At 68.9% G+C, this 13,689-nt stretch carries 8 protein-coding genes; 5 read left to right on the top strand and 3 right to left on the bottom strand.

Translation table 11 applies throughout. The features are described from left to right. Nucleotides 1-365: 365 nt before the first annotated feature. Nucleotides 366-881, top strand: coding sequence for a DUF6912 family protein (locus G5C60_RS25830; RefSeq protein ID WP_165263302.1), 516 nt, complete (start codon nt 366-368; stop codon nt 879-881). A 66-nt stretch (nt 882-947) separates the two neighbouring features. Beyond that, nucleotides 948-1,613 carry an HAD family hydrolase gene (locus G5C60_RS25825; protein WP_165263301.1) on the top strand — a complete coding sequence of 222 codons (666 nt, stop codon included), beginning with the start codon at nt 948-950 and terminating at the stop codon, nt 1,611-1,613. Nucleotides 1,614-1,653: 40 nt separating this feature from the next. On the opposite strand, the gene G5C60_RS25820 is transcribed toward G5C60_RS25825, so the two are convergent. Beyond that, on the bottom strand, nt 1,654-2,220 hold the full coding sequence (locus G5C60_RS25820) for a DJ-1/PfpI family protein (RefSeq protein WP_165263300.1): 567 nt from the start codon (nt 2,218-2,220) through the stop codon (nt 1,654-1,656). A gap of 570 nt (nt 2,221-2,790) precedes the next feature. Here G5C60_RS25820 and G5C60_RS25815 point away from each other — a divergent pair. The 3 genes from G5C60_RS25815 to G5C60_RS25805 all read left to right on the top strand — a co-directional run bounded on the left by G5C60_RS25815 (nt 2,791) and on the right by G5C60_RS25805 (nt 11,774). Further along, nucleotides 2,791-7,728 carry an NAD-glutamate dehydrogenase gene (locus tag G5C60_RS25815; protein WP_165263299.1) on the top strand — a complete coding sequence of 1,646 codons (4,938 nt, stop codon included), beginning with the start codon at nt 2,791-2,793 and terminating at the stop codon, nt 7,726-7,728. Between the two features lie 99 nt (nt 7,729-7,827). After that, nucleotides 7,828-10,680: a bifunctional glycosyltransferase/CDP-glycerol:glycerophosphate glycerophosphotransferase gene (locus G5C60_RS25810; RefSeq protein ID WP_165263298.1), complete on the top strand. Its 2,853-nt coding sequence runs from the start codon at nt 7,828-7,830 to the stop codon at nt 10,678-10,680. Continuing rightward, nucleotides 10,680-11,774: a glycosyltransferase family 4 protein gene (locus tag G5C60_RS25805; RefSeq protein ID WP_165263297.1), complete on the top strand. Its 1,095-nt coding sequence runs from the start codon at nt 10,680-10,682 to the stop codon at nt 11,772-11,774. The genes G5C60_RS25810 and G5C60_RS25805 overlap by 1 nt, the downstream gene beginning before the upstream one ends. 122 nt (nt 11,775-11,896) lie before the next feature. Here G5C60_RS25805 and G5C60_RS25800 read toward each other — a convergent pair whose 3' ends face one another. Further along, complete coding sequence (locus G5C60_RS25800; protein WP_165263296.1) at nt 11,897-12,703, bottom strand: ATP-binding cassette domain-containing protein; 807 nt, start codon at nt 12,701-12,703, stop codon at nt 11,897-11,899. Beyond that, the gene (locus tag G5C60_RS25795) at nt 12,696-13,613 is read right to left on the bottom strand and encodes an ABC transporter permease (protein WP_165263295.1); all 918 of its coding nucleotides are present in this window, start codon (nt 13,611-13,613) and stop codon (nt 12,696-12,698) included. The genes G5C60_RS25800 and G5C60_RS25795 overlap by 8 nt, the downstream gene beginning before the upstream one ends. Nucleotides 13,614-13,689 lie beyond the last annotated feature (76 nt).

Raw genomic sequence — 13,689 nt, 5'->3', positions numbered from 1 at the left:
GCGGGTGCCCGGGGTGCGCTTTTTCCTCGTCATCACCTTGTTCATGGCGTTGTCCCCGCTCGCTGGGCCCGACTGATACCGGGCAGTAACTTGCTGTTGGGGATCTTGTACGGGGCCGGAGTGGGCAGCTGCAAGGACGTCGGCTGCGCGCCGTGAGGGCCGGAATTCTCACCTATCAGAGTGACGAACGAGTGCGGTACGCCTGGCAGGGCTGGGGTGTACCGGGTGAGATGCGGAGTGGGCGGTTGACGTCGCACGAGGGGCTGCGCGGACTCGAAAGGGGACTCCCGCACGTATCCTGAAGGTCCTTCCGGAGGCGCGGGACAGCCCTCCTAGGAGCCCTCCGACTACGAAAGCGGCCAGCTATGCGCGTCTACGTCCCCCTGACCCTCTCCGGTCTCGCCGAGGCGTACAAGACGGGTCAGCTCGGGGCCGGGCCCTTCGTCGCGTACGCCGTCACGCCCGCGTTGCGCGAGTGGTACCTGTCCGACGACATCGAGGAGTTGGAGTACGCGGCGCTGAACCGGGCCGCGCTCGCCTCGCTGCGGCTGCTCGCGCTCGACCCGGGAGCCGTGCGACGGCGGGTCGTCGTCGCCGTCGACGTTCCGGACGGGACCGCGGTCGCCGATCCCGACCATGGGCTCGACCCTGCCTCGCTGGGGGAGGTGCGGATCGAGGGGCCGGTGCCGCTGGCCAAGTCCGCGGCCGTGCACGTCGACTCGGGCGAGGCCGAGGCGGATGTCACGTCGGCGGCGGATGCGCTGGGCGCGGCGGACACGGGCGACGACGACGCGCAGTTCGTCGTGGACGGGGCCGAGGACCACGAGCTGCTGTGGTTCGCCACACAGGAGATCCCGAACCTGGTCGGGCTCGGGGACTGAGGTCCCGTTGGCCGGCCGCCGAGAAATCCCTGCGGCGTTGTCAGTGCGGGCGGGTACGTTCTTGGTATGGGGAAGTACGAAGCAGCGCACATCGTCTGGGACTGGAACGGGACCCTCTTCCACGACAATGCGGCGGTCATCGGGGCGACGAACGCGGCGTTCGCCGAGCTGGGCCTTGAGCCGATCACGCTGGAGCAGTACCGGGAGCTGTACTGCGTACCGGTGCCGCGGTTCTACGAGCGGCTGATGGGACGGCTGCCCACGGACGCCGAGTGGGAGGTCATGGACGAGACGTTCCATCGGTACTACGTGGAGCATCGGGTCGGGTGCGGGCTCACCGACGGAGTTCCGGGGCTGCTCTCCGAGTGGGTGTCGGCCGGGCGCAGCCAGTCAATTCTGAGTATGTACGGGCATGACGAACTCGTCCCGCTGGTACGGGACTTCGGGATCGAGCCGCACTTCATACGGGTCGACGGGCGGACCGGCCCGTCCGGGGGCAGCAAGGCCGAGCACATGGTGCGGCACGTGGGGGCGCTGGTCGGCGTGGAGCCCGCTCGTACGGTGGTGATCGGGGACGCTGCGGACGACGCGATCGCGGCCCGCCATGTGGGAGCGCTGGCCGTGCTCTACACCGGGGGGTCGCACAGCAGGGCCAGTCTGGAGGCGGTGGGTGTACCTGTCGTGGACACCTTGGAAGAGGCGGTCGTGGAGGCCGAGCGGCTGGCTGCGTGACGCGGTGACCGGGGTGGGGGCGCGCGCCCCCACCCCGAGCTCAGGTCACAGGAGCCTTCGCTCGCAGCACCGTGAGGAACTCCCGCATCCAGCTCGGGTGGTCCGGCCAGACGCGCGACGAGACCAGGGTGCCGTCGACCACGGCCTCGGCGTCCTGGAAGGTGGCGCCCGCGGCCTGCATGTCCAGTTCCAGGGCCGGGTACGCCGTGACGCGGCGCCCGCGAAGGCCGTCGACCGCCGCGGTCAGGAGGGGCCCGTGGCAGATCTGGGCGATGGGTTTGTCCGTGTCGAAGAAGGCTTTGAGGATCTTGCGGAGTTCGAGGTCGTTGCGGAGATACTCCGGGGCCCGGCCGCCGGGGATCACCAGGGCCGCGTACTGCCCCGGGTCGACCTCCGAGAAGGCCAGGTCGGCGGGCCACGTGTAACCGGGCTTCTCCGTGTAGGTGTCGAAGCCGGGTTCGAAGTCGTGGACGACGAAGCGGAGCTTCTTGCGGGCGGGGGCGGCGATATGGACCTCGTAGCCCTCCTCGCGCAGGCGCTGGTACGGGTACAGGACCTCCAGTGACTCCGCGGCGTCTCCAGTGACGATCAGGATCTTCACAGTCATGTCGCTCCGCTCCCTTCCCGGGATCCGTCCCGCCCAACGTGCCCCCGCGTCGGGGCTTTGCCAAGGGGGCTGCGCGCCGGGGTTTGCGTTGGAGCGGGGGACTCGGGTGTTCGGCTGCGGGTGTGTGGATGGGTGGGTTCTCCTCCCCCAACCCTTGAGCCGTACGCTCCCCTGCGCCACCCGGGGCCGCAAGCTGCCACCGCACTGTGCAGACTGTCAAAATCCCACCCCCTCTTTTGTACACATGCGGCTCATGACGGGGGCCCCGTGCGGAGCGATAGCCTTGTCACGTGATCAGCGCGATATGTCGCGGGGGCGTCTATGTCCCCGCTTTGCGCCCGGACCGCACGGACGACATCCGTGGCCGGGCGGTCGCTGGTCTTCGCGGGCGGTACGGGTCTCCGAGAGCAGCGTCACAGTCTCCGGGGACACCGAACATGGCTGATAACGCCCCGCCCCTCTCTCATCGCGGCATAGCGTCGAACCAGACCGGACACCCCGCGTCACGGCGCTACGTCACTTCACGTTTTTCGGCGTCACGCAACGGCGCGCGACAGGAGCCAGAGGACAATGCAGACCAAGCTGGACGAAGCAAAGGCCGAGCTGCTCGAACGGGCCGCCCGGGTAGCTGAGAACAGCCCGGTCGGGGTGCATCTACCGACCGGGACGACGGACGAGGGCACATCCGGCACCCCGGACCAGGAAACCGTGCTCGCGTTCCTCCAGCGCTACTACCTGCACACCGCCCCGGAGGACCTCACCGACCGTGACCCGGTCGACGTCTTCGGAGCCGCTCTTTCCCACTACCGGTTGGCCGAGAACCGCCCCCAGGGCACGGCCAACGTGCGGGTCCACACCCCGACCGTCGAGGAGAACGGCTGGACCTGCAGCCACTCCGTCGTCGAAGTGGTCACCGACGACATGCCCTTCCTCGTCGACTCGGTCACCAATGAGCTGTCCCGGCAGGGGCGCGGCATCCACGTCGTCATCCATCCCCAGTTCGTCGTACGGCGCGACGTCACCGGCAAGCTCATCGAGGTCCTGCCGCACCGGCCCGCCGGCGAAGGGCTTCCGCACGACGCCCACACCGAGTCCTGGATCCACGTCGAGATCGACCGTGAGACCGACCGGGCCGACCTGAAGCAGATCACCGCCGATCTCCTGCGCGTGCTCTCCGACGTCCGCGAGGCCGTCGAGGACTGGGAGAAGATGCGGGAGGCAGCGCTGCGCATCGCCGACGGCCTGCCGACCGAGCCCACCGCCGACGACCTGCGCGACCAGGACGTCGAGGAGGCCCGCGAGCTGCTGCGCTGGCTGGCCGCCGACCACTTCACCTTCCTCGGCTACCGCGAGTACGAGCTGACGGAGGACGACTCCCTCGCCGCCGTCCCCGGCACCGGCCTCGGCATTCTGCGCTCCGACCCGCACCACAGCGGCGACGACGCCCACGGCCACTCGCACTCCTTCAGCAGGCTCCCCGCCGACGCCCGCGCCAAGGCCCGCGAGCACAAGCTCCTCATCCTGACGAAGGCGAACAGCCGGGCGACGGTCCACCGGCCGAGCTATCTCGACTACGTCGGCGTCAAGAAGTTCGACGAGGACGGGAACGTCATCGGTGAGCGGCGCTTCCTCGGGCTCTTCTCCTCCGCCGCGTACACGGAGTCCGTGCGCCGCGTCCCCGTCGTCCGCCGCAAGGTGGCCGAAGTGCTCAAGGGCGCCGGCTTCTCGCCCAACAGCCACGACGGGCGCGACCTGCTGCAGATCCTGGAGACGTACCCGCGCGACGAGCTGTTCCAGACGCCGCCCGACGAGCTGCGCTCCATCGTCACCAGCGTGCTCTACCTGCAAGAGCGCCGCCGGCTGCGCCTCTACCTGCGCCAGGACGAGTACGGCCGCTACTACTCGGCCCTCGTCTACCTGCCGCGCGACCGCTACACCACCGGCGTACGCCTCCGGATCATCGACATCCTGAAGGAGGAGCTCGGCGGTACCAGCGTCGACTTCACCGCCTGGAACACCGAGTCGATCCTCTCCCGGCTGCACTTCGTGGTCCGCGTCCCCCAGGGCACCGAGCTGACCGAGCTGTCCGACGCCGACAAGGAGCGCATCGAGGCGCGGCTCGTCGAGGCCGCCCGCTCCTGGGCCGACGGCTTCGCCGAGGCGCTGAACGCCGAGTGCGGCGAGGAGCGCGCGGCCGAACTGCTGCGCCGGTACGGGAACGCCATCCCCGAGGGCTACAAGGCCGACCACAACCCGCGCGCGGCGGTCGCCGACCTGGTCAACCTGGAGCAGCTCGACCACGGCAAGGACTTCGCGCTCAGCCTGTACGAGCCGGTGGGCGCCGCGCCCGGCGAACGCCGCTTCAAGATCTACCGCACGGGTGCGCCGGTCTCCCTCTCCGCCGTTCTGCCGGTGCTCAGCCGGCTCGGCGTCGAGGTCACCGACGAGCGCCCGTACGAGCTGCGCTGCTCGGACCGTAAGTCCGCCTGGATCTACGACTTCGGCCTGCGCATGCCCACGACCGGCAACGGCGACTACCTCGCCGACGACGCCCGCGAGCGGTTCCAGGACGCCTTCTCGGCGACCTGGACCGGGCAGGCCGAGAACGACGGCTTCAACTCCCTCGTGCTGAGCGCCGGTCTGAGCTGGCGGCAGGCGATGGTGCTGCGCGCGTACGCCAAGTACCTGCGTCAGGCCGCCTCGACCTTCAGCCAGGACTACATGGAGGACACCCTCCGCAACAACGTCCACACCACCCGGCTGCTCGTCTCCCTCTTCGAGGCGCGGATGTCCCCGGACCGGCAGCGGGCGGGTCTGGAACTGACCGACGCCCTCCTCGAGGAGCTGGACGCCGCCCTCGACCAGGTCGCAAGCCTGGACGAGGACCGGATCCTGCGGTCCTTCCTCACCGTCATCAAGGCGACCCTGCGCACGAACTTCTTCCAGGAGGCGGCGGGCGCCAAGCCGCACGAGTACGTCTCGATGAAGTTCGACCCGACGGCCATCCCCGACCTTCCGGCGCCGCGTCCGGCGTACGAGATCTGGGTGTACTCGCCGCGTGTCGAGGGCGTGCATCTGCGGTTCGGGAAGGTCGCGCGAGGAGGTCTGCGCTGGTCCGACCGGCGTGAGGACTTCCGGACCGAGATCCTCGGCCTGGTCAAGGCGCAGATGGTGAAGAACACCGTCATCGTGCCGGTCGGCGCGAAGGGCGGCTTCGTCGCCAAGCAGCTGCCGGACCCGGCCGTGGACCGCGACGCCTGGCTGGCCGAGGGCATCAGGAGCTACAAGACCTTCATCTCGGCGCTGCTCGACATCACCGACAACATGGTGGCCGGTGAGGTCGTGCCGCCCGCCGACGTCGTACGGCACGACGGGGACGACACCTATCTCGTCGTCGCCGCCGACAAGGGCACGGCGACGTTCTCGGACATCGCCAACGAGGTCGCGGAGAGCTACAACTTCTGGCTCGGCGACGCCTTCGCCTCGGGCGGCAGCGCCGGCTACGACCACAAGAAGATGGGCATCACCGCCCGCGGCGCCTGGGAGTCCGTGGAGCGGCACTTCCGGGAGCTGGGCGTGAACACCCAGACCGACGACTTCACCGTCGTCGGAGTCGGCGACATGTCCGGTGACGTGTTCGGCAACGGCATGCTGCTGTCCGAGCACATCCGCCTGGTCGCCGCCTTCGACCACCGGCACATCGTCATCGACCCGAACCCGGACGCGGCCACCTCGTACGCCGAGCGGCGCCGCCTCTTCGAGCTGCCGCGCAGCTCCTGGGCCGACTACGACAAGGAGCTGCTGTCGCAGGGCGGCGGCATCTTCCCGCGTACCGCCAAGGCCATCCCGCTCAACACCCACATCCGCAAGGCCCTCGGCATCGAGGCCGGCGTCGCCAAAATGACCCCCGCCGATCTGATGCGGGCCATCCTCAAGGCACCGGTCGACCTGCTGTGGAACGGCGGCATCGGTACGTATGTGAAGGCGAGCACGGAGACCCATGCCGACGTCGGCGACAAGGCGAACGACGCGATCCGCGTCGACGGCGCCGACCTCAGGGTCAGGGTCGTCGGCGAGGGCGGCAACCTGGGCCTGACCCAGCTCGGCCGGATCGAGTTCGCGCAAGCCGGCGGCAAGGTCAACACCGACGCCATCGACAACAGCGCGGGCGTGGACACCTCCGACCACGAGGTGAACATCAAGATCCTGCTCAACGCGGTCGTCGCGGACGGCGACATGACCGTCAAGCAGCGCAACAAGCTGCTCGCCGAGATGACCGACGAGGTCGGCCGGCTCGTCCTGCGCAACAACTACGCGCAGAACGTGGCGCTCGCCAACGCGCTCGCCCAGTCCCCGGACATGCTGCACGCGCAGCACCGCTACCTGCGCCATCTGGTGCGCGCGGGGCACCTCGACCGGGCCCTGGAGTTCATGCCCACCGAGCGGCAGATCCGTGAGCGCCTCAACACCGGGCGCGGTCTGACCCAGCCGGAGACGGCCGTTCTCCTCGCGTACACGAAGATCACGGTCGCCGACGAGCTGCTGCACACGTCGCTGCCCGACGACCCGTACCTGCGGAGCCTGCTGCACGCGTACTTCCCGACGGCGCTGCACGAGCAGTTCGCCGGGCAGATCGACAACCACCCGCTGCGCCGCGAGATCACCACGACGGTGCTGGTCAACGACACGGTCAACACCGGCGGTACGAGCTTCCTGCACCGACTGCGCGAGGAGACCGGGGCCTCGCTGGAGGAGATCGTCCGGGCACAGACCGCGGCCCGCACCATCTTCGGGCTGAGCCAGGTGTGGGACGAGGTCGAGGCGCTCGACAACAAGGTCGACGCGGCCGTCCAGACCCGTATCCGCCTGCACTCGCGCCGCCTCGCCGAGCGCGGCACGCGCTGGCTGCTCAACAACCGGCCGCAGCCGCTCGAGCTCGCCGAGACCATCGACTTCTTCAGCGACGGGGTCGCGCGGGTCTGGGCCGAGCTGCCCAAGCTGCTGCGTGGCGCGGACCTGGAGTGGTACCAGCGGATCTACGACGAGCTGTCGGCCGCCGATGTCCCGGACCACCTCGCCCAGCGCGTCGCCGGGTTCTCCGCGGCCTTCCCGACGCTCGACGTGGTGGCGGTGGCCGACCGCACCGGCAAGGACCCGATGGCCGTCGCCGAGGTGTACTACGACCTCGCCGACCGCCTGCGGATCACCCAGCTCATGGACCGCATCATCGAGCTGCCCCGCGCCGACCGCTGGCAGTCGATGGCCCGCGCCTCCATCCGCGAGGACCTGTACGCGGCGCACGCGGCGCTCACGTCCGACGTACTCGCCTGCGGCAACGGCACCTCCAACCCGGAACAGCGCTTCAAGGCCTGGGAGCAGAAGAACGCGGCGATTCTGGGCCGGGCCCGCACGACCCTGGAGGAGATCCAGGGCTCGGAGTCCTTCGACCTGGCGAACCTGTCGGTGGCGATGCGGACGATGCGGACGTTGTTGCGTACACACTCGTAGTCAGGGCAACCCGGACACCTGTCACGACATCTACCCGAGTGACCCCGAGCGGCCTACACCCCCGTACAGAGCCGCAAGGGGGCACCTAGGATTAATGGGATGAGTGTGGATATGTGTCAGCAGCCCGATGTGTCCGTCGTCGTCATCGTCTACAACGACGAGTTACGCCTGCCGACGGCCGTCCGCTCCGTGCTGGCGCAGACGCTGCGGAATGTCGAGGTCGTGATCGTGGACGACCGCAGCACGGACGGCTCGTACGAGGTGGCCCGGCGGCTGGCCGCCGAGCATCCCGACCGCGTACGGGCCTTCCGGCTCGCGGAGAACAGCGGTGGCTGCGGGGCGCCGCGCAACCACGGCATCGCGGAGGCGCGCGGCACGTACGTCGTCTTCCTCGACAGCGACGACGTACTGGAGCGCAACGCCTGCCGGAACATGCTGGAGGCGGCCGAGACCACCGGCGCCGACCTCGTCTCCGGGCTGTGCGTGCGCGTGCACGTGGACTCGCGCAGCCGCAAGGAAGTCAAGTGGTACCCCTGGCTGTACACGCGCACCCGCACCCTGGAGTCGATCGCGGAGCTGCCCGACCTGCTGGTCTTCGACACCCTGTCGACGAACAAGTGCTACCGCCGGGAGTTCCTGCTGGAGCAGGGGCTGGAGTTTCCGGTGGGCATCCACTACGAGGACCTGCTCTTCTCGGCGCAGGCGTATGCGGCCGCCGACCGGATCACCCTGATCCCCAACCGTGTCTACGACTGGAACGTCGTGGAGAAGCCGAAGCAGGCGGGCACGAAGTCGATCAGTAACCGGCGCCACGAGATCGCCAACTTCACCCACCGGATGGAGATCCACCGCCGGGTCGACCAACTGCTCGCCGAACGGGGCCTGTTGGAGCTGAAGTTCCACAAGGACGTCAAGTTCCTCAAGCACGACCTGGTGCTGCACCTGCGTGACCTGCCGTTCCGCGACGCGTCCTACCGGCAGGAGTTCGCCGCGATCGCCCACGCGTACCTGGACTCCATCGATCACGCCGCCTTCGACGAGGTGGAGCCCATCCACGCCATCTGCGCCTATCTGCTGCGCCGGAGCGACTGGGACAACCTCCTGCCGGCCGTGGACACGCTCACCAACCGCGACAAGATCTCCTCGCCGCTCGTCGAACGCGACGGGCGGATCTACTGGTGCGCCGAGCACCTCGGCGGCGATGAGTTCGGCCGGCAGGTCCTGGACGTCACCGAACTGGGCTACCACACCAAGCCGGTCGACAAGATGTTCCTGCGCAACGCCCTGACCGGCTACGCGGAAGCCGCCGGCACGGTCTGGCTGGCCGGGCGCATCACCAACCCGCTCGGCGTCATCCCGCCCGATGCGGGGCTCGTCGGTGAGCTGGAGTTCGGTGCCCGCCGCAAGGGCGTGCGCTTCCAGACCTTCCGGTTCCCCGTGGCCACCCTGCGGCACGAGGGCGAGACCATCGCCTGGGAGGCTTCGGCGGACCTCGTGCGCGGGCTGCGGCCGCTCGGCATCGTGGACGCCGTGTGGGACGTACGCCTCCATCTCGACGTCGACGGCACCCGCACCACGACCCGGCTCACCGCCTCCGACCCCGGCCTGGCCGCCGGACAGTTGCCCGTCCGGCCCCGGCTCACCCGACTGGCCGCCCACCACATCGAGCCCGAGATCTCCGCACGCGGCCATCTCTGCTTCCGGCTCATCTCCCGCGAGGAAGTGGACGCGTTCGTCGCGCGCGGCGTGCACGGGGCGCCCGGCCGGCTCGCCAAGACCGGGTACCGGAAGGCGAGGACGCTGCGCAAGAAGCTGGCCTCCGGCGACACCAAGATCCGGCTGTACCACGAGGTGTTCAGCCGGCTGCCCGTGAAGAAGGGCCTGGTGGTCTTCGAGAGCCACCTGGGCCGGCAGTACAGCGACAGCCCGCGGGCCATCTACGAGGAGATGCGGCGCCAGGGCCTGGAGTTCGAGGCGGTGTGGTCGTACGCGGGCAGCCCGGAGGGCTTTCCGTCCGACGCCACCCTCGTACGCCGCTGGTCGCTGCCCTATCTCAAGGCGCTGGCCCAGGCCGAGTTCTGGGTCGACAACCAGAGCTATCCGCTGAAACTCACCAAGCGGCCCCGGACGACGTACATCCAGACCTGGCACGGCTCGGCGCTCAAGCGGATGGGCTTCGACGAACCGGAATGGAAGCTCAGGTCCCGCCCCCAGCAGGAGGACCAGCAGCGCACACTCGACCGCTTCGACCGGTTCCTGATCCGCTCCGAACACGATGTCCGCACGCTCGCGCACGCCTTCCGGCTCAAGGAGAAGACGCTGCTGCGGGTGGGCTATCCGCGCAACGACGCCCTCGTACGGGCCCGTCTGGAGCCCGGACGACCGTCGCTGGCCGCCGAGTTGGGCATCCCGGAGAACAAGAAGGTCCTGCTGTACGCGCCCACCTTCCGTGGGCGCGGAAAGGGTCGCTTCGAGCTGCCCTTCGACGTGGAGCGCTTCGCGGACACCTTCGGCGACCGGTACGTCCTCCTCGTCCGCTCGCACTACCTCGACCACGTCGTGCTCCCGCCGTCCGTGCGGGGCCGAGTCATCGACGTATCTGCGCATCATGACGTGACCCCGCTGCTCGCCCTCGCCGACGGGCTGATCACGGACTACTCGTCGGTGATGTTCGACTACGCCCTCCTCGACCGGCCGATGTTCTTCTTCGCGTACGACTACGAGGAGTACGTGTACGGGGGGCGCGGGACCTACTTCGACCTGCTGGAGCATGCGCCCGGACCCGTCGTGCGCAACGAGGACGAACTGCACGCCGCCCTCGGCTCGTTGGAGAAACAGGTGGTCAGGTACGCGGAGGCGCGGGAGCGGTTCGTCTCGGACTTCGGCGAGTACGACAAGGGGAACGCCGCGCAGAGCGTCGTCGACCAGTTCTTCTCCCAGTGGAGGTCCTAATGGAGATGCGGGACGTCTTCTTCGTCTCCAACAGCGTCGACGAGCTGGGCGGGGTGACCAGTTGGTCGCACCAGATGGCCCGGCTGTTCACCGAGCGCGGGCATCGCGTGCGTGTCATCGGCATCACCCCGGCCGAGGTCGTGCAGGAGCTGGGGGGCGAACTCCCGTACCCGACCACGACGTTGTACGAGGGACAGCCGCCCCGGCCCGGTCGGGCCCGTCGGGCGAGCATGCGCGAGCAGGCCGCCAAGCTGACGGCGCTGTTCCGGGCGGCGCGGCCCGGCGCGGTCGTGATCGTCACGCAGGTGTGGGCCATGGAGTGGGTGGAACTGGCCGACACACGCGGCCTGACCGTCATCGGCATGAGCCACGAGTCGTTCGCGTACTCGAAGGGGTCCTCGCGCTTCCGGCGGGTCCTCAAGCACTACCGGGACGTCGACCGCATGCTCGCCCTGACCCGCGAGGACGCCGACCTGTGGATCGGGCAGGGCCTCAACAACGCCTCGTACATGCCGAATCCGCTGCCCTTCATGCCCGAGACGCCCTCACCGCGCAGCGCGAACGTCGTCGTCAGCATGGGCCGGCTGCATGACCAGAAGGGCATCGACATGCTCCTCGACACCTGGGCGGAGGTCGCCCCGCGCCACCCCGACTGGACGCTGCGGATCTACGGCTCCGGCGAGGACGAGGAGATGCTGAGGAAGCAGTGCACGGCGCTCGGGCTCGACGACTCCGTCGAGTGGATGGGCCGTACGGGCGATGTGGCGGGCGCACTGCGCGGCGGCTCGGTCTTCGTCCAGTCCTCGCGGGGTGAGGGCTTCCCGCTCGCCCTGATGGAGGCCATGGCGACGGGCGTGCCGTGCGCCGCCTTCGACTGCGCTCCCGGCGTCCACGAGATCATCCGGGACGGAGAGGACGGCCTGCTTGCCGCCCTCGGCAACACCGGGGAACTCGCTCGCAGGCTCGATGTGCTGATGTCCGACAAGGAGTTGCGGGACCGGATGGGGGACGCGGCGAGGGTGAACATCCAGCGGTACGGGACGGATGAGGTCGTGCGGCGGTGGGAGGAGTTGTTCGGGTTCCTGGAGCGGTAAGGGGTGCGCCCTTTAGGGGCGCGGGGCTGTGACATCGTGCGGCTCCGCCGCGTGGGCGCGACAAGCCACGGACGACCCGCAGCCGTCATACAGCAGTGCCCCCCGAGCTCTTCCACGAAGGCCTAGTTCTTCCCCCCGGTGAACTGCTCATACTCCTTGAGCACGTCCTCCGTCGGTCCATCCATCCGGAGCTCCCCCCGCTCAAGCCACAACACCCGGTCACACGTATCCCGTATGGACTTGTTGTTGTGGCTCACAAGAAAAACGGTGCCGGCGTGCTTGCGCAGTTCCCGGATCCGGGCTTCGGAGCGCTGCTGGAAGGAGCGGTCGCCCGTCGCCAGGGCCTCGTCGATCATCAGCACGTCGTGGTCCTTCGCGGCGGCGATGGAGAACCGGAGCCGCGCCGCCATCCCGGAGGAGTACGTCCGCATGGGCAATGTGATGAAGTCGCCCTTCTCGTTGATGCCGGAGAAGTCGACGATCTCCCGGTACCGCTCGCGGACCTGTTCGCGGGACATACCCATGGCGAGCCCGCCGAGATGGACGTTTCGCTCACCGGTCAGGTCGTTCATCAGGGCCGCGTTCACACCGAGGAGGGAGGGCTGGCCGTGCGTGTAGACACGGCCGCTCTCGACAGGGAGCAAGCCGGCGACCGCCTTGAGCAAGGTCGACTTGCCGGACCCGTTCGTGCCGATCAGCCCGATGGCCTCGCCCTTGTACGCGGTGAACGACACGCTCTTCACCGCGTGCACCTTGCGTACGCCCGCCGCCTGCTCGGCCTTCCTGCCGCGCACGATGCGGTTGAGCGCGGCGGTCGCGGAGCCGCGGCCGGCGCCGGTGCCGTTGACCCGGTAGACGACGTCGACCCGGTCGGCGATGACGGTGGGGATCTTCTCGTTGTGCTCAGCGTGCTCAACGTTCTCAGCCACGTCCGTACGTCTCCTCGGCCTTCCAGAAGTAGATGAAGCCGCCTACGCCGGCGAGCAGCGCCCAGCCGACCGCGATCGCCCACACGTGGTGCGGCAACTGGCTCGCGTGGAAGCTGTCGATCAGCGCGAACCGCATGAGGTCGATGTAGACCGCGGCCGGATTGCACTCCAGCGCGAGCAGCACGGCACGCGGCAGGTCCTGGTGGCTGTCGAGCACCCTGTCGATGCTCCACATGACACCCGAGACATACATCCAGGTACGCAGCACGAACGGCATCAGCTGCGAGATGTCCGGCGTCCTCGCCCCCATCCGGGCCATGATCATCGCCACGCCCGCGTTGAACACGAACTGGAGTGCCAGAGCCGGAATCGCCAGCAGCCACGACGTGCCGACCGGCACACCGACGCAGAGCAGGATCACCACCAGCGCCGCCATCGAGAACAGCAACTGCTGAAGCTGTTGCAGGGCGTACGACACCGGCAGCGCGGCCCGCGGGAAGTGCAGCGCCCTGACCAGGCCGAGGCTGCCGGAGATCGCCCGCGTGCCCGCCATGATCGAACTCTGTGTGAACGTCCACACGAACACGCCCGTGACCAGGAACGGGATGTAGTCGGGCACCCCCCGGCTGGTCCCCATCAGGTAGCCGAAGATGAAGTAGTAGACCGCCGCGTTCAGCAGCGGAGTCGCCACCTGCCAGACCTGCCCGAGCTTCGCCTGGCTGTACTGAGCGGTGAGCTTGGCCGTCGCGAACGCCGTGATGAAGTGCCGCCTCGCCCACAACTGGCGGACGTACGCGGACAGCGAGGGGCGGGCGCCGCTGACCGTCAGGCCGTAGCGGGCGGCGAGCGCCGCGGGGCTGTCGTCGGGCGGGGCAGGTGCCTGGGGCGGTGTGTCGAGGAGCTGGCTCACATCCGCTGCTTTCTCTTGGGTGCGGGGGAGGTGGCGGTGGTGACGGTGGGGGAGTCGGAGGCGGGTGCAGAACCCT

This window comes from Streptomyces scabichelini (genome assembly GCF_011045015.1).
Lineage (GTDB): Bacteria > Actinomycetota > Actinomycetes > Streptomycetales > Streptomycetaceae > Streptomyces > Streptomyces scabichelini.
The sequence above is the reverse complement of the archived record's forward strand: the minus strand, read 5'-3'. Positions and strand labels throughout refer to the sequence as shown.

What these genes read in the sequence shown, in the direction of transcription:
- G5C60_RS25830 (WP_165263302.1), top strand. Translation starts at nt 366, where the DNA reads ATGCGCGTCTACGTCCCCCTGACCCTCTCCGGTCTCGCCGAGGCGTAC.
- G5C60_RS25825 (WP_165263301.1), top strand. Translation starts at nt 948, where the DNA reads ATGGGGAAGTACGAAGCAGCGCACATCGTCTGGGACTGGAACGGGACC.
- G5C60_RS25820 (WP_165263300.1), bottom strand. Translation starts at nt 2,220, where the DNA reads ATGACTGTGAAGATCCTGATCGTCACTGGAGACGCCGCGGAGTCACTG.
- G5C60_RS25815 (WP_165263299.1), top strand. Translation starts at nt 2,791, where the DNA reads ATGCAGACCAAGCTGGACGAAGCAAAGGCCGAGCTGCTCGAACGGGCC.
- G5C60_RS25810 (WP_165263298.1), top strand. Translation starts at nt 7,828, where the DNA reads ATGAGTGTGGATATGTGTCAGCAGCCCGATGTGTCCGTCGTCGTCATC.
- G5C60_RS25805 (WP_165263297.1), top strand. Translation starts at nt 10,680, where the DNA reads ATGGAGATGCGGGACGTCTTCTTCGTCTCCAACAGCGTCGACGAGCTG.